At 67.9% G+C, this 21,640-nt stretch carries 20 protein-coding genes; 6 read left to right on the forward strand and 14 right to left on the reverse strand.

Features of this window, described 5'->3' with window-relative positions; translation table 11 throughout:
• The 9 genes from folK to dacB all read right to left on the reverse strand — a co-directional run.
• Positions 1-294: 2-amino-4-hydroxy-6-hydroxymethyldihydropteridine diphosphokinase (gene folK, locus HTS88_RS12770; protein ID WP_174178925.1), on the reverse strand; the 294-nt coding region annotated here is incomplete at its 3' end.
• Positions 291-713, reverse strand: a complete 423-nt coding sequence (gene folB, locus HTS88_RS12775; RefSeq protein WP_174178927.1) for a dihydroneopterin aldolase — start codon at positions 711-713, stop codon at positions 291-293. The genes folK and folB, both read right to left, overlap by 4 nt.
• 10 nt (positions 714-723) lie before the next feature.
• The gene (gene folP, locus HTS88_RS12780) at positions 724-1,644 is read right to left on the reverse strand and encodes a dihydropteroate synthase (protein WP_174178929.1); all 921 of its coding nucleotides are present in this window, start codon (positions 1,642-1,644) and stop codon (positions 724-726) included.
• A gap of 10 nt (positions 1,645-1,654) precedes the next feature.
• Positions 1,655-2,299 carry a GTP cyclohydrolase I FolE gene (gene folE, locus HTS88_RS12785; protein ID WP_174178931.1) on the reverse strand — a complete coding sequence of 215 codons (645 nt, stop codon included), beginning with the start codon at positions 2,297-2,299 and terminating at the stop codon, positions 1,655-1,657.
• A 9-nt stretch (positions 2,300-2,308) separates the two neighbouring features.
• The gene (gene ftsH, locus HTS88_RS12790; RefSeq protein ID WP_174178933.1) at positions 2,309-4,372 is read right to left on the reverse strand and encodes an ATP-dependent zinc metalloprotease FtsH; all 2,064 of its coding nucleotides are present in this window, start codon (positions 4,370-4,372) and stop codon (positions 2,309-2,311) included.
• Positions 4,373-4,605: 233 nt separating this feature from the next.
• Entirely contained in the window at positions 4,606-5,157 is a 552-nt protein-coding gene (gene hpt, locus HTS88_RS12795; RefSeq protein ID WP_041651844.1) for a hypoxanthine phosphoribosyltransferase, read from the reverse strand.
• Positions 5,158-5,188: 31 nt separating this feature from the next.
• The gene (tilS, locus tag HTS88_RS12800) at positions 5,189-6,244 is read right to left on the reverse strand and encodes a tRNA lysidine(34) synthetase TilS (RefSeq protein ID WP_246256285.1); all 1,056 of its coding nucleotides are present in this window, start codon (positions 6,242-6,244) and stop codon (positions 5,189-5,191) included.
• Positions 6,245-6,400: 156 nt separating this feature from the next.
• A complete protein-coding gene (locus HTS88_RS12805; protein ID WP_174179052.1) occupies positions 6,401-7,534 on the reverse strand; it encodes a zinc-dependent metalloprotease in 1,134 nt (377 codons plus the stop codon).
• Positions 7,535-7,737: 203 nt separating this feature from the next.
• On the reverse strand, positions 7,738-9,273 hold the full coding sequence (dacB, locus tag HTS88_RS12810; protein WP_174178935.1) for a D-alanyl-D-alanine carboxypeptidase/D-alanyl-D-alanine endopeptidase: 1,536 nt from the start codon (positions 9,271-9,273) through the stop codon (positions 7,738-7,740).
• Between the two features lie 153 nt (positions 9,274-9,426).
• On the opposite strand from dacB, the gene HTS88_RS12815 reads away from it, so the two are divergent.
• Both HTS88_RS12815 and HTS88_RS12820 read left to right on the forward strand, forming a co-directional pair.
• Positions 9,427-9,915: an inorganic diphosphatase gene (locus HTS88_RS12815; RefSeq protein ID WP_104185712.1), complete on the forward strand. Its 489-nt coding sequence runs from the start codon at positions 9,427-9,429 to the stop codon at positions 9,913-9,915.
• 246 nt (positions 9,916-10,161) lie between these two features.
• Positions 10,162-11,583 carry a carboxylesterase family protein gene (locus HTS88_RS12820; RefSeq protein WP_343044955.1) on the forward strand — a complete coding sequence of 474 codons (1,422 nt, stop codon included), beginning with the start codon at positions 10,162-10,164 and terminating at the stop codon, positions 11,581-11,583.
• Here HTS88_RS12820 and HTS88_RS12825 read toward each other — a convergent pair.
• Positions 11,505-12,353 (reverse strand): alpha/beta fold hydrolase, encoded by an 849-nt coding sequence (locus HTS88_RS12825; protein ID WP_174178937.1) that lies wholly within the window; start codon positions 12,351-12,353, stop codon positions 11,505-11,507. The genes HTS88_RS12820 and HTS88_RS12825 overlap by 79 nt on opposite strands.
• A gap of 145 nt (positions 12,354-12,498) precedes the next feature.
• On the opposite strand from HTS88_RS12825, the gene HTS88_RS12830 reads away from it, so the two are divergent.
• Positions 12,499-13,251, forward strand: coding sequence for a DUF429 domain-containing protein (locus HTS88_RS12830; RefSeq protein WP_174178939.1), 753 nt, complete (start codon positions 12,499-12,501; stop codon positions 13,249-13,251).
• A gap of 6 nt (positions 13,252-13,257) precedes the next feature.
• On the opposite strand, the gene HTS88_RS12835 is transcribed toward HTS88_RS12830, so the two are convergent.
• On the reverse strand, positions 13,258-15,645 hold the full coding sequence (locus tag HTS88_RS12835; RefSeq protein WP_174178941.1) for a phosphoketolase family protein: 2,388 nt from the start codon (positions 15,643-15,645) through the stop codon (positions 13,258-13,260).
• A gap of 137 nt (positions 15,646-15,782) precedes the next feature.
• Here HTS88_RS12835 and HTS88_RS12840 point away from each other — a divergent pair, with 137 nt between their 5' ends.
• Positions 15,783-16,382 carry a hypothetical protein gene (locus HTS88_RS12840; protein WP_066273089.1) on the forward strand — a complete coding sequence of 200 codons (600 nt, stop codon included), beginning with the start codon at positions 15,783-15,785 and terminating at the stop codon, positions 16,380-16,382.
• Between the two features lie 12 nt (positions 16,383-16,394).
• Here the strand turns inward: HTS88_RS12840 and HTS88_RS12845 are convergent, their stop codons facing one another.
• Together HTS88_RS12845 and HTS88_RS12850 are read right to left on the reverse strand one after the other, a co-directional pair.
• Entirely contained in the window at positions 16,395-16,979 is a 585-nt protein-coding gene (locus tag HTS88_RS12845) for a histidine phosphatase family protein (protein WP_174178943.1), read from the reverse strand.
• A gap of 25 nt (positions 16,980-17,004) precedes the next feature.
• Positions 17,005-17,865 carry an HAD family hydrolase gene (locus tag HTS88_RS12850; protein WP_174178946.1) on the reverse strand — a complete coding sequence of 287 codons (861 nt, stop codon included), beginning with the start codon at positions 17,863-17,865 and terminating at the stop codon, positions 17,005-17,007.
• A gap of 421 nt (positions 17,866-18,286) precedes the next feature.
• Here HTS88_RS12850 and HTS88_RS12855 point away from each other — a divergent pair, with 421 nt between their 5' ends.
• A complete protein-coding gene (locus HTS88_RS12855) occupies positions 18,287-19,111 on the forward strand; it encodes a hypothetical protein (protein ID WP_174178948.1) in 825 nt (274 codons plus the stop codon).
• 101 nt (positions 19,112-19,212) lie between these two features.
• Here HTS88_RS12855 and serS read toward each other — a convergent pair whose 3' ends face one another.
• Entirely contained in the window at positions 19,213-20,493 is a 1,281-nt protein-coding gene (gene serS / locus HTS88_RS12860) for a serine--tRNA ligase (protein ID WP_174178950.1), read from the reverse strand.
• 90 nt (positions 20,494-20,583) lie between these two features.
• Between serS and HTS88_RS12865 the strand changes: the two genes are divergently transcribed.
• Entirely contained in the window at positions 20,584-21,639 is a 1,056-nt protein-coding gene (locus tag HTS88_RS12865) for a diacylglycerol/lipid kinase family protein (RefSeq protein ID WP_174178953.1), read from the forward strand.
• The last annotated feature ends 1 nt before the right edge of the window (position 21,640 follow it).

Raw genomic sequence — 21,640 nt, forward strand, 5'->3', positions numbered from 1 at the left:
CGTCCGCGGACCCCAGCGCACCTCCCGCACGCGGTGGTGCTTGTTCTCCACGGCCTGGCAGTGTTCCAGCAGCTCGTGCGGGGCCAGGCTGGTTTCCACGGTGATCACCATGTTGAGGAAGTCCGGCTGGTTGGGGGGACCGCCCACCGCCCTCGTCTGCACAACCGGCGAGACGGCGAGCAACCGCACCTCCGGCGGATCAACGAGGTCGGCCACAGCCTCGGACAGGGTGTCGTTGCGCTCACCGAGGTTGCTGCCGAGCGCCAGGACCGCCTTGGTATAGCCGCTGTTCATGGCCCCTCCCCCTGGGCTTGCTTGTCCCCGGCGCGGTTTTCCCCGTCGCGTTCTTCCCCAACGGGCCGGGCGCGGTGGACGCTGACCGCCACGTCACCGAAGGGAACCTCGATGGGCGCCTGCGGCTTGTGGACGGTGATGTCCACGGCCTCCAGCCGGAACTCGGACAGCAGGCCGTCAGCGATCCGCACTGCCAGGGCTTCGATCAGGTTCAGCGGCTCGCCGGAGATCCACTCGGTAATACGCTGCGCCACCTCGCCGTAGTGCGCGGTGTCCCGGACGTCGTCGGACTCCGCAGCCTTGGCGAAATCCAGGTACAGCACTGCGTCCACAACAAAAGGCTGGCCCTCGCGGCGTTCAAAATCAAACACGCCGTGATAGCCGACGGCGGTCACCCCGCTCAGCGTAATCCTGTCCATGGCGCGCGGCTTAGCTGTCGGCGCGGGGTGCGGCCATGCGCGCGGCAACCTTGACGGCGTCAAGGCTGGGGCCGACGTCGTGCACGCGGACGGCCCAGGCGCCGCGGTAGGCGCTGATGGCGGTAATGGCAGCGGTGGCGCCGTCGCGCTCCTCCGGGGCGGCAGCCTTGCCGGCCACTGTGAGCAGGGTTCCGAGGAACCGCTTGCGTGAGGCCCCCACCAGGACGCGGTGGCCCAGGCTGTCCAGCTGGTCCAGGTTCTGCAGGAGCTCCCAGTTCTGGGCGTCGTTCTTGGCGAACCCCAGGCCCGGGTCCACTATGATCTTTTCCGCGGTGACGCCGGCGGCGTACAGCTTGTCCCGGACGCCTGCGAGTTCGGCCACCACTTCCCCCGCCACGTCCTTGTAGTCGGCCAGCGAATTCATGGTGCGCGCGTCCCCGCGGCGGTGGGTGAGGATGTACGGAACCTTGGCGGCCGCCACGAACTCCGCCATTTCCGGTTCGATGCTGAGGCCTGAGATGTCATTGACAATGGCAGCGCCGGCTTCCACCGCGGCGGCGGCGGTGGAGGCATGCGTGGTGTCGATGCTGACGAGCGCCCCGGCCTTCACCAGTGCCTGGATGACGGGGATGACGCGCTGCTGTTCTTCCTCCGGACTGACGTCCTCGGCACCGGGCCGGGTGGATTCGCCGCCGACGTCAATGATGTCCGCACCGGCGTAGAACATGCGGAGCCCCGCCGCGATGGCGGTGTCCGCGGTGGCGTGGCGGCCGCCGTCGCTGAACGAATCCGGGGTGACGTTCAGGATGCCCATGACCAGTGTGCGGTCCGTAGGCAGGTCTTCGAACCGGGCCGCCGGCCGCGGTTTGCGAAGGATGGGCAGGGGGGACGTTGCGGGGCCGGTTCCCGGCGCTGCAGCTAGTGAGTCCATGGTCTGAGGTTTACCTTCCGAGGATGAGGCTCATGGCTTCGGCACGGGTGGCCGGGTCATGAAGCTGCCCGCGGACCGCGCTGGTGACGGTCTTCGCTCCGGGCTTGCGGATACCGCGCATTGACATGCACATGTGTTCGCATTCAACAACGACGATGGCGCCACGGGGTTTGAGGTAGCGGACCATCGCCTCGACGATCTCAGTGGTGAGCCGCTCCTGCACCTGCGGGCGGCGGGCGTAGATGTCCACGAGCCGGGCCAGCTTGCTCAAGCCCGTCACCTTGCCCTCGTGCGACGGGATGTAGCCCACGTGGGCCACCCCGTGGAACGGCACCAGGTGGTGCTCGCAGGTGGAATAGAACGGGATGTCCTTGACCAGGACGAGTTCCTCATGGTCAAGGTCGAAAGTGGTGGACAGGACGTCCGCGGGGTCGTGGTGCAGCCCGGCAAACACCTCGGCGTAGGCCTTGGCCACGCGCTTGGGGGTGTCGATGAGGCCGCCGCGGTCCGGGTCCTCTCCGATGGCAAGGAGAATCTCACGGACGGCCGCCTCTATCCGGGGCCGGTCCACCTTCTGGTGCTTTGAGTGGTGGGCGCCGCCCTCCGCCGGGTATCCGGCGGAGGCGGGAACGTCGTCGTCGTCGAAGTGGGTCACGTAGAAAGCTTAGCCGCGAAGGGTGTCAGGGCCCGCGTCGGTGACGCCGCCCTGGAACGGAGCATCCTCCGGAACACCCTGCGGGTGCGGCGGCTGGGCGTCGAGCGGCTCATCCAGCCGCGCCTGCTTCGCCTCCTCCTGGGCCTCGCGTTCCGCCCTCTCCTGGCGGGACTCCACCGGACCCGCCATCTGGACCGGACGGGACTCCTTGGACAGCCACACTTCGCGGAAATCCCGTTTGCGGATGTCGCGGAAGATGTCGGCGATCTCGGCCTGGTTCAGGGTTTCGCGTTCCAGCAGCTCGAGGGCCAGGCGGTCCAGGACGTCGCGGTTTTCGGTGAGGATGGCGTAGGCCTCGTCGTGGGCCTGGTCGATGAGCCGGCGCACTTCCTCGTCCACCACGTAGGCGATCTGGTCAGAGTAGTTCCGCTCGTGCCCGGCGTCGCGGCCCAGGAAGGGCTCGCCGCCGCCCTGGCCCAGCCGCACGGCGCCGACGCGCTCACTCATGCCGTACTCGGTGACCATCTTGCGTGCGGTGCCGGTGGCCTTTTCGATGTCGTTGGACGCGCCGGTTGACGGGTCGTGGAACACGATTTCTTCTGCAACGCGGCCGCCCATGGCGTAGGCCATCTGGTCCAGCAGTTCGTTGCGGGTCACCGAATACTTGTCGTTGTCCGGGACCACCATGGTGTAGCCCAGGGCGCGGCCGCGGGGCAGGATGGTGATCTTGGTGACCGGGGCGGAGTTCCGCAGCGCTGCCGCCACCAGGGCGTGGCCGCCTTCGTGGTAGGCGGTGATCTTGCGCTCGTGCTCCTTCATCACGCGGCTGCGCTTCTGGGGGCCGGCCATGACACGGTCAATGGCCTCATCCAGGGCGCGGTCGTCGATGAGGTTGGCGTTGGAGCGTGCGGTGAGCAGCGCTGCCTCGTTCAGGACGTTGGCCAGGTCCGCGCCGGTGTACCCGGGGGTCTTCTTGGCCACTGCCTTGAGGTCCACTCCGGGCGCCATCGGCTTGCCCTTCGAATGGACCTGCAGGATCTGGTCGCGGCCGATCAGGTCCGGTGCTTCCACGCCGATCTGACGGTCGAAACGTCCGGGGCGGAGCAGCGCAGGGTCCAGCACGTCCGGGCGGTTGGTGGCGGCGATGAGGATGACGTTGGTCTTGACGTCGAAGCCGTCCATCTCAACCAGGAGCTGGTTGAGGGTCTGCTCGCGTTCGTCGTTGCCGCCGCCGATGCCGGCACCGCGGTGGCGGCCAACGGCGTCGATCTCGTCCACGAAAATGATGGCCGGGGAGTTGGCCTTGGCCTGCTCGAACAGGTCGCGGACGCGTGAGGCACCCACACCCACGAACATTTCCACGAAGTCGGAGCCGGAAATGGAGAAGAAGGGAACGCCGGCCTCGCCTGCGACGGCACGGGCCAGGAGGGTCTTACCGGTACCCGGAGGGCCGTACAGCAGCACGCCCTTGGGGATCTTGGCGCCGACGGCCTGGAACTTGGCGGGTTCCTGGAGGAATTCCTTGATCTCCTGGAGCTCTTCGACGGCTTCGTCGGATCCGGCGACGTCGGCGAAGGTCACCTGCGGCATGTCCTTGCTGACCATCTTGGCCTTGGACTTGCCGAACTGCATGATCTTGGAGCCGCCGCCCTGCATGCGGGTCATGAGGAACCAGAAAAGGGCGCCCAGGAGGATGACGGGAATCAGCAGGGAGAGCAGGCCGGAGAACCAGTTGCTCTCAATCGGCTGGTCCGTGTAGCCCTGGGCCGGCCTGGCATCGGTGACGGCCTTGACTACGTCCTCGGCGCGGGCGTCCACGAAGAAGAACTGGACGCTCTTGCCCTTGTCCTGCCCGTCAAGCTGCAGGTTGTCCTTCAAAGTCAGGTCAACGCGGTTTTCGCCGTCGAAGATCTTGGCCTGCTCCACCTGGTCCCCGGAGAGCAGTTCAAGGCCCTTGTCCGTGTCGATCCGTGCCGCACCACCGGGGGCAAGCGTTGCAAAGGCCACCAGGAGCAGACCGACCACGACGACGATCCAGATGCCCGGGCCTTTGAAGAAGTTCTTAGCTTTCATCTGTTCGGGGGCTGGCCCCGTCCCTTCTGGTAGTGCTTCACGGCGAGTAGTCTGCGCGCGTGATGGTGCTGCGTCAGCTTCTAGCTATACACCGTCCGGAGTAGATCACGCATGATGAACGGCAAAAGTTCCCTGTGGGCGTAGCGCCGCCAGGACGGCGGCGGGCCTGGTCAGGGGCGGGGTTCTGCAGGTCAATGCCGACGGCGGCGCGGACGGCGGTCCGGGCGGGAGGCCTACTCGTAAACGTGCGGCGCCAGGGTGCCCACGAAGTCCAGGTTGCGGTACTTCTCGGCGTAGTCCAGGCCGTAGCCGACCACGAATTCGTTGGGGATGTCGTAGCCGACGTACTTGACGTCGATCTCCACCTTGGCGGCGGTGGGCTTGCGGAAGGCGGTGCAGATCTCCACGGATGCCGTGCCGCGCGATTCCAGGTTGGTCTTCAGCCAGGAGAGGGTGAGGCCGGAGTCGATGATGTCCTCGACGATCAGGACGTCCTTGCCCATGAGGTCCGTGTCCAGGTCCTTCAGGATGCGGACAACCCCGGAGGACTGGGTGCCGGAGCCGTAGGAGGACACAGCCATCCAGTCCATGGAAATGTGGCTGTGCAGCGCCCGGGCCAGGTCAGCCATGACCATCACCGCGCCTTTGAGCACGCCCACGATGAGGATTTCGCGGCCCTCGTAGTCCTTGTCGATCTGGGCCGCGAGTTCGGTGATCCGCTGCTGGATCTGTTCCTTGGTGTAGAGAACGTGCTTGAGGTCTGCCTGGACGTCGTTTGAATCCACCAATGGCTCCTGTGTAGATGCGGGGGTGCGACTATTTTGCGGGGGGCTTTTGAGGCCGGAGTACTAGCTTCCCACAGCGTGCGGCTTCGCGGGGAACGGGTTTGCCTTTACCGCCGGCAGCCGGGCTGTCCGCGGGTTCCGCGCCGGCCAGCTGCGCGAGGGACAGGCGGTAGGCGCTCACTCCGCCGGGGAGTTCCACGGGCCCGGCCGAGCCGTGCCGCCGCAGCAGCGCCTCCGCCGCCAGAAGGCGCTGGTAGCTGGGCTGCTGCCCGCCGACGTCGGCCGCGGCCTTGGCGATCACGCGGTACCTGATGGCAGCGGGCAGGGCGCGCAACGCCTCCTCCGGAAGGCTCACCTCCGGACCGTTCCGCTCCACGAGCGACGCGAAGGTGGCTTCGGCCACATCCTCGAGGTAGTCGGCGTCGAGCTGCAGGATGGAGGCTGTGCGGGCAAGGGATTCCGCGACGCCGGGTCCGAGTTTTTCCTCCAGGCGCGGCAGGACCTCCACGCGCGTCCGGGACCGGGCATAGGACGGGTCCGAGTTGGTGGGGTCGTGCCACGGCTCGAGTTCCTCCACCTCGCAGATCTCTTCAGTGTCCGCCCGGCGAAGCCCCAGGAACGGCCGCAGCAGGGCACCCCTCGCCGGCCTCATGCCTGCCAGCGAGCGCGTGCCGGAGCCGCGCGCCAGGCCCAGGAGCACCTGCTCGGCCTGGTCGTCCAGGGTGTGGCCCAGCAGGATTGCCGCCGCTCCCTGGCTTGCCGCTGCCGCTTCCAGTGCGGCGTGCCGGGCCTCCCGGGCAGCGGCCTCGGGGCCCATGCCGGTGCCGTCCACCGTTACGGTCCGGATTTCCACTGGGGACAGGCCCAGCTCCTGCAGCATTTCCGCGGTCCTGGCGGCGACCTGCGCGGACCCTTCCTGCAACTGGTGGTCAACCACGGCCGCCCCGACCGTCACCGGGTGGCCGTCCACATGCCCGCGCCGGGCAAAGTACGCTGCCACGGCTGCCAGGGCCAGGGAGTCCGGGCCGCCGCTGCAGGCAACCAGGATGTGCCGCGGATAGCCGGCCCGGGCGAGGGCGTCCCCCAGCGCCTTGCGCGCTGTGCCGACGACGGGCGCCAGCCTGCCGGGCCGTCGTCGTCCACTGCTGAAACCGCCGCTCATGGCGCCCGCGGCGGTGCCCCCAGTACGGCCCCCGGCGGTGGCTTCGGCGTTGGAAGCGGCTTCAGGCTGGCTGCGCGGCAATCAGAGTCCCATCCGCTCAAGCCACAGCTTGGCGTCGTGGATCTCGGGTTCGGTGGGCAGGTGGTCCGCAGACTCCCAGACCCTGTTGAAGCCTTCCATGCCGGCGGCGTCCACCACGGCGCGGACGAACCTGGCGCCGTCCGAATACTGGCGCATCTTCGCGTCCAGGCCCAGGAGGCTGCGGATGAACTTTTCGATCACGCCGCGGTCCTTGCCGCGGTCGTTGAACCTCTGGCGGATGGTCTTCACGGACGGGATGATGCTGGCGTCCACGGCGTCCATCACCACGTTGGCGTGGCCTTCCAGGAGGCTCATCACAGCGGTGAGGTGCGAGATGGCGGCCTTCTCATCCGGGTCCTGGAGGAGGTCCAGGATGGCGCCCCGGCCGGGAGTGTTCCCCGAGGCGGTACGGTCCTTCAACGAACGGGCAGCAGCGGTGGCACGCTCCATGAGGGAATCGACGTTGCCCAGCAGGTGCACGCTGAGTTCGTCGATCTGCTCCAGCATGTGGTGCCGGAGCCACGGTGCGGCGGCAAACTGCACGCGGTGGGTCTGTTCGTGCAGGCACACCCAGAGCCGGAAATCCTCCGGGGTGACGTTGAGTTCGCGTTCCACGGCCACAATGTTCGGGGCCACGAGCAGGAGCCTGCCGGCCGGAGGCGCGGTGGAGCCTTCGGCGAGGGCGGCGAAGGGATCGTACTGGCCAAGGACCTTGCTGGCGAGGAAAGCCAGGACGGCGCCGAGCTGGCTTCCGGTGATGGCCCCGCTGACGCTGGCGGCGCCCGGGCTCAGCGTGCCCTGCCTGTTTTCCAGCATCTTTTCCATGGCGGGTTTGAGCATCACGGCGAAGCTCTGCGTGTTGGCCTTGGCCCAGGAGGCGCGGTCCACCACCAGCACGGAGGAGTCGCGGAGGTCGCGCGCGGCTTCCAGCCCGGTGATCTCATGGACATGGTCAACGGACACGTCCGCCAGGCGCCGCAGGCTGCCCACGGCCTCGCTGATGGCGGCCTGGTCCAGCACAGGCCCGGCCGGGACCAGGCGCGCGGCGGTGGAGGCGGCGAGGTCCCAGTTGATCAGGGACTGTGCCGTGGCGGACAACGTCTGGGCTGACGACTCACGTGCGGTGGGCTCCATGGTTCCCATCAGAACACAGCAGGCTGGGGATAGTCCTTAAGTTCGCTCACCGGCGAACCTTCCGGGGGCATCCGGAGGCATCCGGTCCGCCAGGAACGGCCCTGGACCGCCTGAAGGGTTGGCCAGCAGCGTTCAGGCGGGGAGGGGCCGCTCAGGTGGCAGGGCTGGCAGGCAGTGTGGCGGGGTCCGCCCTGGCCCGAAGCTCAGCGGCAGCCGCAAGCGGCCAGCGCGGTGGCGGCGCGGTCCAGCGCCTCCTTGTTCCCCGCGGCACCGGGGGTCAGCCCGTTTCCGATGAAGGAAAAGGCCAGGAGCCGGCCGTCCGCGTCCACCACGTAGCCGCTCAGTGCCAGCACTGTGTTTAGGGTGCCCGTCTTGGCGCGCACCAGGCCCGCACCCCGGGCGGTGGCGGCATCGCCGTACCGGGTGTCCAGGGTTCCGGAGAGGCCGGCCACCGGGAAGCCGTCCAGCGCCGACCGGAGCCTGGTGTCCGTTCCGGACGTGATGGCCCGCACCACCTCGGAAAACTGCCGGGCCGGGACCTGGTTGCCCATGGCCAGGCCGCACACGTCCACCAGTTTCATCCCCTCCGCAGCCAGTCCGGCAGCGGCAAGCTGCGCGCCCACCGCTGCCGTGGCGCCGTCGTAGCTGCCCGGCAGCCCGTCGGCCAGCGCTGTCAGCCGGCCCAATGCCTCCGCCAGGTAGTTGTCCGAGTCCTGGAGCATCAGGTTCACCTGCTCCGCAACGGTGGCGGACTGGACTTCGCCCAGCACGACAGGCTGGCTGGTCCCCTCCCCCTCCGGGCGTGCCGGCGCCGTTGTGCCGGCTGCCGGCTGGGGCAGGCGTTCGACGGCGGCTGCCACGGTGAGTCCCGCGGCCGCGCCTGCGCTGCGCAGCCCGGCGGCGAATTCCTCAGCTGCCGTCATTGCCGCGTCCTGCGGGCGCGGTCCGGTTGTAACGGCAGGATCGTAGCGGGCGGAATTTAATGCCATGGAATATACGGGAGCGACTTCACCGGCAGCCACGTCCCCTGGTTCCCACGCCGGGTTCAGGGCTGGGCCGGAGAAGAGGGAATCATCCACCAGGACCTTGATCTCCCCTGTGGCGCCGCCCGTTTGCAGCGCCTCCACGGCCTGGGCGGCCAGCGTTGCCAGGCCTGCGTGGCCCATCACCTGGTCCTTCTTGGACCCGCCGGGTCCAAGAAGGACGTCGCCGCCGCCAACCAGCACCACCTGGCCAGGCGCCGGCCCGGCGACAACCCGGGTGGCGAACGTGTGCTCCGGGCCCAGGACCCGCAGGGCAGCGACCGCCGCCAGCAGCTTCATGTTGGACGCCGGCACCCGGCCTTCGGAACCGCCGCGGTCATACAGGACCTGGCCGGTGAGCGCATCCTGCACCACGGCGGTGAAGGTTCCGCCGCCATCGGCCGTCAGCAGCGGTTCCAGCTGGGCACTGACGGCGGACGGGAGCGGGACGGGAGCGGAGCCGTCCGGCGGGGCGAGCCCCGGCACGGGAGAAAGCGCGGTTGGAACCTGCTGCCAGGCGGGCGCAGGCGGAGCGGGGGCTGGTGGTTCCGGACCCAGGAAGCCCGGCGCGACCAGCAGTGCTGCCGGGACGGCGAGCGCCACCAGAAGCGCTGAGAGCAGGACCAGCGGCCAGGACCTCCGCACGCCACCGGAGCCGTTCCCCGCCGCCTGCCGGGCACGGCCAAGCCCCTGATCCCTACTGCGTGTTTTGGTCATGCCCGTGCCGGTCCTCAAGTCCTGAAATTTCCCCACAAGTTCCTGATTCCAGGGCCTCTCGCTATATCCTCGATAATAGTCGGCGGCACTGACAGTCCTTTTTGTTGCCCGTCAGAAGTGCCGCGAACCCCCTGACTTGCCGAGGAGCATTCCATGAAGCATGACGTGACCATCGAGATCCCCAAGGGATCGCGCGTCAAGTACGAAGTCGACCACGAGACCGGCCGCGTCCGCCTGGACCGCGTCCTCTTCACCTCCATGCAGTACCCCACGCACTACGGATACTTCGAGAACACCCTCGGTGAAGACGGCGACCCGTTGGACGCACTGGTGCTGCTCCAGGACTTCGACCTGCACCCCGGCGTCATCGTTGAGTCCCGCCCCATCGGCGTGTTCAACATGACCGACGACGGCGGCGGAGATGCCAAGATCCTCTGCGTCCCCGTGGATGCCCGCTTTGACCACATCCAGGAAGTCACCGACGTCAGCGACTTCCTGATCAAGGAAATCGAGCACTTCTTCACCCGTTACAAGGACCTGGAGCCGGGCAAGTGGGTCAAGGCCGAGGGCTGGGGCGACCGCGCCGCCGCCGAAGCCGAGCTCGAAGCCTCCATCAAGCGATACGTGCCCACGGGCCACTAGTCCCCACCGTCTCCCTTACCTCGCTTCGCTCGGTCAGGGAACCCTGCCGGCGTGGGCCCACCCACCGTCACCGTCTCCCGGTGAGGGCGCCAGCTGACGCCCGACGGCGGGTGGTGCGGTTCTTCAGGAACCGCACCACCCGCCGTCGTCATCCCCGGAACTTTTGTCCAGATATGCAGGCTTCAACGCCTTCAAAGCCTGCATATCTGGGCAAAAACTCCCAGGAATTTGTGGAATCGTTGCCCTGTGAGTTCCGAGCCCCTGTTTAGTCCCCCCTGCGGTCCCGTTACAGGATGGCGGGACGGCGACGTCCTCCGCGCCACCGGGATCCCGTACGCCACCGCCGGACGTTTCCAGCCGCCTGCTCCGGCCCCCGACTGGACCCGGCCGTATGCCGCAACCTCCCCTGCTCCCGCCTGCCCGCAAGGGCCCGTGCCCTTCCTGGACGACATCCTGGGCACCCGGTACGGCGAACTGCCCGGGAGCGAGGACTGCCAGAACCTGTCCATCACCATGCCCCCGGACGTGGACCTGTCCAGCCCGGAAGGCGCGCGGCTGCCCGTGATGGTGTGGATCCACGGCGGTTCCTACACCACCGGATCGGGCGACCTCGCCATCTTCGACCCGGCGGTGCTGGTGGCCGAGAACCGCGTGGTGGTGGTCTCGGTGACCTACCGGCTGGGGCTGTTCGGCTTCCTGGCAACCCGCTCGGGCCGGCCTGCCAACCTGGGCCTGCTGGACCAGCTCGAAGCCTTCCGCTGGGTGCAGCGCAACATCGCCGCATTCGGCGGCGATCCCCGCCGGGTCACGGCCTTCGGCCAGTCCGCAGGCGGTGACGCGATCGCCCACTTGATGGCGACGCCCGAAGCCCCGGCACTGTTCCAGCGCGCCATTATCCAAAGCGCCCCCTTGGGCATTTCGCGCGGGCGGGCCAGGATGAACCACGCCATGGGCATCGCCGCCGAGGCCGTCACCGAGGAGACTCCCGCCATGGAAGTGGTGGAACGGGAGGACCACGTGGCGCAGGTGGCGCGGAAGTTCGGGATGCTGGCTGCGATGCCGTTCGGCACCCAGTACGGTCACGCGCCCCTGCCGGAGGAAACCGGGATCGAGGCCGCCTGGAACCGCTCTGCGCCCGGCGTCGAGATCCTGATAGGCCACACCTCCGAGGAGGCGAGGCTGTTCCTTCCCCGCAGCCCCTACCTCAGCCGCCTGGACCGTGTTCCCGTCGCCGGCCACACCCTCCTCCGGGCCATCAACTGGGTGGTCACGGAGACTGTTTATGGCCGGGCAGCCCGTAAGTTCGCCCGCCGGCACGTCCTGGCCGGCGGCAGCGCCCACCGTTACGTGCTGCACTGGCATGCCCCCGGGAACGTCCTCGGCGCCGCGCACACAATCGACCTGCCGCTGCTCTTCGGAAAGCGGAGCACGTGGGAGGGAGCAGGACTGGTTGCCGGGGCCGGCTGGGAGGACGTGGACGCCGTGGGACGGGAACTGCGTGCACTGTGGTCAGGTTTTGCGCGCGGTGACAGCCTTGGCGAAGAGGGCGGCATTCCGGGCGCCCTGGACTACACGTGGGAGCGGCGTCATCAGCCCCGCCGGCGGCCCCGGGTGGTGGAAACCGTGCTGCGGACAGCGTCCACCAGGATGTCCTGGCGCTGGAAGTAGGCATTGTGGCCGGCGTCCCCGACAACCAGGAGACGGGCGCCGGGCACCGTGGCGGCAACGTGCTCCGCCCCGCGGCGGATCCGCGGCCTTTCTTCCTCCCCGATCAGCACCACCAGCGGGCTGGTTACTGATTCCAGTCCCTGCTGGAAGGCTTCGACGTCCCGTGGGTCAGCGCTGAGGAACTCCCCCTGGCTCTGTTCGAGGCTGCGCGGGTACCTGGCCGCTTCAATGGCTGTGGCGGTTGATCGGACCCTGATATAGCGGGCAAAGTCCTTCGGGTTGTCCTCGATCCACTGCTCCGTGAAGGAGTTTCCCACGCCAAGCCAGATCCGCTCGTCCTGGTCGAGGGAGCTGAACACCTGGAACTTTTCCGGCGTGCCCGCCTGCCCGGGAGGCGGCACCACCAGGGGCCAGCCCATCCCGCAGACCACCAGGGCAGCCGCGCTGCCGGGGTGGCGGACCGCCCAGCGGAGCGTGGTCATGCCACCCATGGACTGCCCCACAATGACCGGGTCGTCCAGGCCCAGGGAACCTATGAAGTGCTCCAGCTCCGCAGCCCGGTCAACCAGGGGTCCCTGCCGCGGGGAGTTCGACGACCAGCCGTGATCGTAGGTGTCGTACGCCAGCACCCGGAAGTCCCGCTCGAGGTCCTGGATGATCGGTTCCCAGCACGCCGCGGCCGAGGCATGGCCGTGCAGCAGCACCACCGGCCGGCCGCGGCCGGAGTCCGTGTAGTGGATGTCGTTGCCGAGCAGATCGAGCCAGGGCATGGGGATGTTCCTTTCGGGCCTGGTCAGCCGGGGCGGCCCACCACGCCCCAGCCTTGCAGAACCGGGGCGGGGCGTCATCCGCTGTCCAGTACGGGCTGGCGCGCGCCGGTACAGGCCGGGGCGGCCGGCGGTAGAGTCTGGTCACGTGAAGACGCTCGGAGTGGACCTCGCCGCGGCTGCCAAGAAGACGGCCGTGGCCGTCATCGAATGGAGCCGCGGATCAGCCCGGCTGGTGCACCTCGGGCTGGATGTGCAGGACGAGGAGATCGTTCCCCTCTTCGGTGCCAGCGACATGACCGGCGTGGACTGCCCGGTTGGCTGGCCGGACGCCCTCATTCCCTTCCTGGCCGGGCACCTTGCCTTCGACGCCGGACCCGTGCTGGAGTACGACGGGATTGAGGGACGGCGGCTGCTGGCCTACCGGGACACGGACCGCTTCGTCACGGGCCGGACACGCCTGATTCCGCTCAGTGTTTCCGCTGACAGGCTGGCACATCCGGCCATGCGGTGCGCCGTGATCCAGGCAAAGATCGCAGCACTCCACGGGCCGCAGCTCCGGGACGGTTCCGGACGCCTTGCGGAGGTCTATCCGGCCGCGTCGCTGAAAATCTGGGGCCTGAACGCCCGCGGCTACAAGGGACGCGGCAGCTCCGAGGCGGAACGGCTTGCCGTGCTCCTCGGAACCCTCAGGGAACAGGCCCCCTGGCTGGACCTGAACGGCTACGGGGACCGGTTGGCCGGCTCGGACGACATGTTCGACGCCGTCATCGCCGCGCTCACGGCCCGCGCCGTTGCCCTTGGACTGACGGCCGGTCCGGACGAGGCGCACGCCGCAGCCGCCCGCACGGAGGGCTGGATCCACCTGCCGACTTGCGGCCTCGACGGGCTGGTTGCCTAGGGGGAACTAGCCGAGGGTCCAGTTCCGGATCTCCTCCGGGTCCTCACCGTGCGTGCGGGTGTGTTCGCGCGCCCGCATCCGCCGGTCCTGGAGGCTCTGGCGGAGGGATGAATGCCGCTCGGCCAACCCGGGCACGCGGTCGATGGCGTCGATGGCCAGCTGGAACCGGTCAATACCGTTCAGCATCGCCATGTCGAACGGCGTGGTGGTGGTTCCCTCTTCCTTGTAGCCGCGCACGTGCAGCCCGTCCTGGTTGTTGCGGCGGTAGGCAAGCCGGTGGATCAGCGCGGGATAGCCGTGGTACGCAAAAATAATGGGCTTGTCCGCCGTGAAGATCCCGTCGAAGTCCCGCGCCGGAAGCCCGTGGGGGTGCTCGCTCTCGTCCTGCAGCCGCATCAGGTCCACCACGTTCACCACCCGGACTTTCAGCCCGGGCGCACCCTCTTTCAGCAGTTCCGCCGCGGCTACGGTCTCCACCGTGGGGACGTCGCCCGCGCAGGCCATCACGACGTCGGGCTCCTCGCCGGGCACCTCGGACCCCGCGAAGTCCCAGATGCCCAGCCCCCTGCGGCAGTGGTTGGCGGCGTCGGCCGGGCCCAGCCACGTGGGCGAGGGCTGTTTGCCGCTGACCACGATGTTCACGTAGTCCGTGGAGGCCAGGCAGTGGGCCATGACGCACAGCAGGGTGTTGGCGTCGGCCGGCAGGTACACCCGGATGACCTCTGCCTTTTTGTTCACGGCGTGGTCAATGAACCCTGGGTCCTGGTGCGAGAACCCGTTATGGTCCTGCTGCCAGACGTGGGAGGACAGCAGGTAGTTCAGCGAGGGCACCGGCTGGCGCCACGGCAGCTGCCGGTGCACCTTCAGCCACTTGGCGTGCTGGTTGAACATGGAGTCGACAATGTGGATGAAGGCCTCGTAGCAGCTGAAGACGCCGTGCCGGCCGGTGAGGAGGTAGCCCTCCAGCCAGCCCTGGCACAGGTGTTCGCTGAGCACCTCCATCACTCTGCCGGACCGCGCGAGGTGCTCGTCGACGTCGTCAATCCGGTACTGCCACACCTTGTCGGTGACCTCGTAGACGTTCTGCAGGCGGTTGGACGCGGTCTCGTCCGGGCCGAAGAGCCGGAAGGTCTCCATGTTCAGCGAGATGACGTCCCGCATCCACGAGCCGAGCGTGATCATCGGGCTGACGCGGTCCGTTCCGGGCTCCGGGACCTCGACGGCGTGGTCCCGGTACGCGGGCAGCTTCAGCGCCTTGCGGAGCAGCCCGCCGTTGGCATGCGGCGTGGCGCTCATCCTCAAGGAGCCGGCGGGCGCTGCCACGGCGACGTCGGGCCGGAGCCGGCCGTCGCCGTCGAACAATTCCGCAGGCCGGTAGGACTGCAGCCACTCTTCCAGCTGCTTCAGATGCTCCCCGTTGGTGCGGACCTCAGAGAGCGGAACCTGGTGGCTCCGCCACGTCCCTTCCACCTGCAGCCCGTCCACCACGCGGGGTCCCGTCCAACCTTTCGGCGAGCGCAGGACGATCATGGGCCAGCGCGGCGCACCGTCCACATCCGCTGCCCCGTCCGTTCCGGCCTCCGGCGCCCGGCGCGATTCCTGGATGGCTCGGATGCCGGCAAGGCTCCGGTCCAGCGCTTCGGCGAAGTCCCTGTGCGCCTGTTCGGTGTTGTCCGGATCCTTCACCGTGACGAAATACGGCTCATGGCCGTACCCGCGCAGCAGCTGTTCCAGCTGCTCTTCCGGCATGCGCGCCAGGATGGTGGGGTTGGCGATCTTGTAGCCGTTCAGGTGCAGGATGGGCAGCACGGCACCGTCCGCGGCAGGGTCCAGGAAGTTGTGCGAGTGCCAGCTGGCGGCGAGCGGGCCGGTTTCGGCTTCCCCGTCGCCAATGACGACGGCGGTGACCAGCTGGGGATTGTCCAGCACCGATCCGTACGCGTGGGCCAGGGAGTACCCCAGTTCGCCGCCCTCGCTGATGGAGCCGGGGGTCTCGGGGGCCGCGTGGCTGGGGATGCCGCCCGGGTAGGAAAACTGCCGGAAGAGCTCTGCCATGCCGTCGGCGTCATTGCCCACATGACCGTAGATCTCGGAGTAGGTGCCTTCCAGCCAGGCGTTGGCGACGACGGCGGGGCCGCCATGGCCGGGACCTGCCACGAAGAGCATCTCGGCGGAGTCGCGGCGGATGACGCGGTTCAGGTGGGCATAGACGAAGTTCAACCCGGGGGTGGTGCCCCAGTGGCCCAGCAGCCGGGATTTCGTGTGCTCGGCCTTCAGCGGTTCGCGCAGCAGCGGGTTGGAGCGGAGGTAGATCTGCCCGACGGAAAGGTAGTTGGCGGCGCGCCACCAGCTGTCCACAAGTTCAAGTTCGTCGTGCCCCATGCTGCTGGTCATAACCGTCCTCACGTAGCGTGCTCCCCCGCTGTCGCCATCCGGCAGGTGCGGCCGTTCCCCCATCGCACCAGATGGGCCAGCCCGAGGCAACCCCGCTTGCCTTGGGGCTGCTACCAACCGGTAGTCTTTGGATTCAAATGTTCACGCTGACAATCAACCAGACGGATAGCCGGCGCGATGGCGACCGCGTGCCGCAGCTGCTCAAGGACCTGCGGCACATTCCTGCGCGCCTCGACTTCGACCGTTCGGTGGAGGACGAGGTCCAGGGCATCGTGGACTGCCCCCACCAGGCGGTGGAGGCAGCGATGATCGCGCTGCGGTGCGGTTCCTGGTACGTGGGGATCGGCGTCGGGCCCGTCAACGAGCCGTTGCCCAACCAGATCAAGGACGCCTCGGGCCACGGGCTGGTGTATGCGCGGCGTGCCGTGGACCGGCTCCGCAACAGCAAGGAGCGGGTGCCCGTTGCGGTGGAGGGCCCGCTGGCGGACATAGCCCACGACGCCGAGGCCGTGCTGCGGCTGCTGGGGCATATTGTGCGGGACCGGTCCGGGGCCGAGTGGCGGGTTCTCGACCTGATGACCCCCGGCGTCCGCGGCCAGCAGAAGGCGGTGGCCCAGGAGCTGGGCATCACCACGCAGGCCGTCAGCAAGGCAGTGGCGCGGGCGCAGTGGAACGAGGAGCACGCGGCCCGGCCTGCGGCGGCAAGGCTGCTGGCCCTGATCCTTGAGGTGCGCTAGCGGCTGCCTGCCTTAGCGCTGCGTTGCGGCCATCACCGGTTCGCCGTTGAAGTACTCCAGCTGCCAGCCGTCGATGGCATGGTGGTGCGCCAGGTTCAGGACCGCGTTGTCGATGCTGGTCAGGGTGCTCCCCACGGCGCGGCTGAGGCTGACCCGCAGGAGCGTCCCGTGGGCGACGACGAGGAGCCGGCTGCCGCGGAATTCCTCGGCGAGTGCCTCCAGGGCTGCCAGTCCCCGGTCCGCAGCCTCGTCCTCGCTTTCGGCGCCGCGGAAGCCGCCGGGAATGCGCAACGCCTCCAGCTCGGGACCGGCCTGCAGGCCCTCGGCCGGGCCAAAGCTGCGTTCCGTCAGTTCCGGGACGCGGCGGACATCGCTGAGGCCCAGCCCGGCCGCGATCAGGTCCGCGGTTTCGGCGGCCCTGCTCAGGGGCGAGGATACGATCGCGTCCCATTCGTAGGCGGACAGCACAGCGACGGCGTCCCGCGCCTGGGCCCGGCCGACGTCGTTCAGGGGAATGTCCGTGGATCCCTGCAGCCGGCGCTGCGCATTCCAGTCTGTCTGGCCGTGGCGGATGAGGGCGAACGTGGTGAGGGTCATGCTGTCCATTCTGCCTTGTGCTGCGTCAGAGCAGGCTGCGCAGCACGTGGGCGGCGCCGTCGTCGAACACTGAGTGGGTGACCTCGTCCGCGGCGGCGATGACTTCCTCGGGCGCCTGCCCCATGGCCACGCCACGCCCGGCCCAGGTCAGCATCTCGATGTCGTTGCGGCCGTCGCCGATGGCCACCGTGAGGTGCTGCTCAATGCCAAGCCTCCCACGGAGGTTCTCCAGTGCACTCGCTTTGGTCACGCCGGCCGCGGCGATGTCCAGCCAGGCCGTCCAGCCCACGGAATAGGTGACTCCGGCGAGGCCCACGTGTTCGATCGCTTCGTTGAACTCTTCCGGGGTGTTCTCCGTGCTGAAGACCACCACGCGCACGGCCGTGGCTTCGAGCATGGTGTGGAAATCGACGCCGACAGCCTCGACGCCGAAACTGGGGTCCTGGAAGCGTTCGGTGGACAGGAAGTTCCCGTCAGCATCCTCCAGCGCGTACTTGGCCGAGGGGAGCCGTTCCCGGAGCGCGCGGAGGGCGGGTCCGGGATCGAAGGTGGCTTTGTGGATGACCTCATAGCCGCCCTCCAGCCCGGGGTGCAGGCGCAGGGTGACACCGCCGTTGCAGCAGACAGCGTAGCCGCGCTCGATCCCGATCTTTTCGATGATGGGCAAGGTGGCGTTGAGGGACCGGCCTGTGGCGATCATGACCTCGTGCCCGGCAGCCACCACGGCCTGCGCCGATTCGCGGACGCCCGGGGACATGTGGCCGTCGTGGTCCACCAGCGTGCCGTCCACGTCCAGGGCGACCATGAGCTTGTGCCCGTTAGTGTTGTTGTGGTCGTCTCGCCGGTCATCGTTGCCGGCGACTGAGGTTTCAGTCAGCGTTGTCATTCACATAGTGAAGCAGACGACCCACCACGGCGCTAGGACGCAGGCCACAGATATGTTGAACACCGCATTAACACTCGCTGGTTTGCTGCGGCCATGCGGTCACACCCTGCGGGACACCGCCTTCCGGACCCCGCACCCCGGCGTTCGCGGGTGCTTTGACTGTTCCGGGGTGCGCACCGCCACGTGCACTTATCCACATGCACCGGCTCCACGCTTCAACGGTCCTGCAGTCAGCCAGACGATAGTCGCATGCACCTGATTCACGCCGGCAGCGTCCGCCGCAGCACTGGAGACGTCCGCTCGCTCAGCCGCCGTTATGCCCGCGGCGAGCTGGTCCGCGTCAGGAAGGGCATCTACGCATCAAAAGAAGAGTGGATTTCGCTGCCGCCCTGGGGAAAGGTACCGCCAGACAGTCCTGGCAGTGGACCTTGAACTGCCGCAGTCAACGTTCTGCCTGCATACGGCTGCTGTTGTGTGGGACCTGAATCTGCTGGAAGTGCCGGGCTTCGTCCACCTGTCAGGAGCATCGAGGGGGCACGTCGGCCGCTGCGTCCCAACAACGTCCGCTGCCCGGCGGTACTCGGGAGAAACCGGACTGGAACGGATCACCTCCTACGGCGTCCGCCGGCACCCCGGACCAACAGCGGCAGTCCGCCACAAGAACCTTTTGGTGACGCCCTTACCGGAAACAGTGGTGGGCGTCATTGCCAGGGAAAACTTCGCGGCCGGAGTGGTCCTGGCCGACCACGCCATGAGCCGGCGGCGTGCTTCCGGCCCCCACCTGGGCAGAGAGGATCTGCTCAGGCAGGCCTCCCTGCTCACCTCGGAGGCAAGGCGCAGGTGGGTCACCCAGGTCCTTGATTTCGCGGAGACGGACGCGGAGTCGCCGGGCGAGTCACTGAGCAGGGCGCAGATGCATGTTCTCGGGTTCCCGGCTCCCCTCCTGCAGGCAAAAGTGCATGTGGGAGGGGTCCTCATTGCTCGAACTGACTTCCTCTGGCCCCGCCACCGGTTGATTGGGGAGTTCGACGGCGCCGCCAAGTATCTGCGCGACGAGTTCCTGGGAGTTCAAACGGCGCGCCAGGCCGTCCTTGCGGAGAAGAAACGCGAGGACAAACTCCGGGCGGCGGGGTTCCGGGTCGTCCGATGGGATTGGGCGACAGCCGCTGATCCTGCGCGGTTTGAAGCATGCCTGCGGCAGGCGGGCTTAGCGAACACGCCCGAAAATACAGGAAGCACCCGCTAATGGACGTTGCACCCGCGGGTTCGCGGGTGCAACGTCCGTTAGCGGGTGCAACGTCCATACGCGGGTGCAACGTCCATATGCGGGCGCAGGAGGAGCGGAAGCTACAGGACCGGGAGGACCTCAAGGCCACCCAGGTACTTCTGCAGCGCCTTGGGCACGTTGACCGAGCCGTCCGCGTTCTGGTGGTGCTCCAGCAGCGCCACAATCCAGCGGGTGGTGGCCAGCGTGCCGTTCAGGGTGGCCACAGCGCGGGTGCCCTTGGCAACCCCCTCCGGATTCACCGCGCGTTCGCGGATGTTCAGGCGGCGGGCCTGGAAGGTGGTGCAGTTGGACGTGGAGGTCAGCTCACGGTACGCGCCCTGGGTGGGGACCCAGGCCTCGCAGTCGTACTTCCGTGCGGCGGAGGTGCCAAGGTCACCGGCTGCAGTGTCGATCACCCGGTAGGGCAGCTCGCACTTGGCCAGCATTTCCTCTTCCCACGCCAGCAGCCGCTGGTGCTCGGCGGCGGCCTCTTCCACCGTTGTGTAGATGAACATTTCCACCTTGTTGAACTGGTGGACCCGGATGATGCCGCGGGTGTCCTTGCCGTGCGAGCCGGCTTCGCGGCGGTAGCAGGAGCTCTGGCCCGCGTAGCGGATGGGGCCGTCGGAGAAGTCCAGAATCTCGTCCGCGTGGTACCCGGCCAGCGCGACTTCCGAGGTGCCCACCAGGTAAAGGTCGTCTTCGGCAAGACGATAGATCTCGGCGTCGTGCTTTACGTCGAAGCCCGTGCCCTGCATGGTCTCCGGGCGCACCAGCGTGGGCGTGATCATCGGGACGAAGCCGGCTTCGATGGCCTGGTCCATGGCCATCTGCAGCAGCGCCATCTCCAGCCGGGCACCAACGCCGCGGAGGAAGTAGAAGCGGGCACCGGAAACCTTCGCGCCGCGCTCCATGTCAATGGCGCCGATCAGTTCACCGATTTCAAGGTGGTCCCTGGGCTCAAAGTCGGGGAATTCACGCGGGGTGCCCACCGTCTTGACCACCACGTAGTCGTCCTCGCCGCCCTCGGGTACGCCGTCCTCAATGACGTTGGGGATGGTGCGAAGCAGCTCATCCTGCTTGCTCTGCGCGGCATCGGCCTCGGCGGAGGCAGCCTTGACCGCGTTGGCCAGCTCCTTGACTTCCGCCAGCAGGGCCTTCTTTTCGTCGCCCTTCGCCTGGGCTACCTTCTTGCCGAACGCGTTCTGCTCGGCCCGGAGGTTCTCGAAGCGGATCAGCGCCGCCCGGCGCGCGGAATCCGCGGAGATGATCGCGTCCACCACTGACTCGTCCGCGCGGCGGGCACGCTGGCTGGCACGGTATTTGTCCGGGTTTTCGCTGAGGTCTTTTACGTCGATCACCACACAAGGGTATCCAATCCCGCGCGCGACGGCGGGCGGCAGCGGACGGGCGGGCCCGCCCGGCTTCCGCCGGGCTACTGTTGAGGCACCATGAGCGACTGGATCCTGTACCTGCTGACCGGGGTGGCCCTTGCGTTTGCCATCTCCAGCTGGTGGGGCGTGCGCAGGCTCAAGGCCCTGCACATCCGCAGTACCGTGGGCGGCGATGCCCAGGATCCGGGCCTCACCGAACAGCGTGTCGCGGTGATCCTCAACCCCATCAAGGCACAGTCGGACGAAGCGAAACGCCTCATCCAGCGAGGCTGCCTTGCGGCAGGCTGGGAGGACCCCGTCTTTTTCGAAACGACGGCGGAGGACCCCGGCTACTCGCAGGTGGCGGCCGCCCTCGCCTCCAGGCCCGACGTCGTCCTGGTGGGCGGCGGCGACGGGACCGTCCGCGTGGTGGCCGAGTCCCTGGTGCACACCAACGTGGCCATGGGCCTGATTCCGCTGGGCACGGGCAACCTCCTGGCGCGGAACGTGGACCTGGACCTGAACGACCTGCACGCCAACGTCAACACCGCCCTGTTCGGCCGGCAGCGCCATATCGACACTGCCCGGATGGGCGTCGAAAACTCACGCACCGGCAGCTCCTCCGAGCACGTGTTCCTGGTGATCGCCGGTATCGGCATGGACGCTGAAATCCTCGCCGACACCAACGCCGGCCTAAAAAAGGCTGTGGGCTGGCTGGCGTATACCGAGGCAGGCATGCGGCATTTGCCCGGACGCCGGAAGAAGGTCTCGATCTCCCTGGACGGCAGCCCGGAGCAGGTCCGGAACATCCGCAGCGTCCTGTTCGCGAACTGCGGCCTGATCCCGGGCGGCATCGATTTCATTCCGCAGGCCATGATTGACGACGGCATGCTGGACGTGGTGGTGATGAGCCCCCGCAGTGCCCTCGGCTGGCTGCTGATGTACGTCAAGATCATGTTCAAGCACAGCGGGAAACTGCCCGTCATGACCGTCTACCGGTCCGGAAGGGTGGTCATCAAATGTCCCGAACCGATGGCCATCCAGCTGGACGGTGATACGGCCGGTGAAGCCACCAGGCTCACCGTCCAGGTGGAGCCGCGCTCCCTGCTGATCCGGGTCAAGGGCCAGGATTAGC

The sequence above is a fragment of the Pseudarthrobacter oxydans genome (assembly GCF_013314975.1).
GTDB classification, from domain to species: domain Bacteria; phylum Actinomycetota; class Actinomycetes; order Actinomycetales; family Micrococcaceae; genus Arthrobacter; species Arthrobacter oxydans.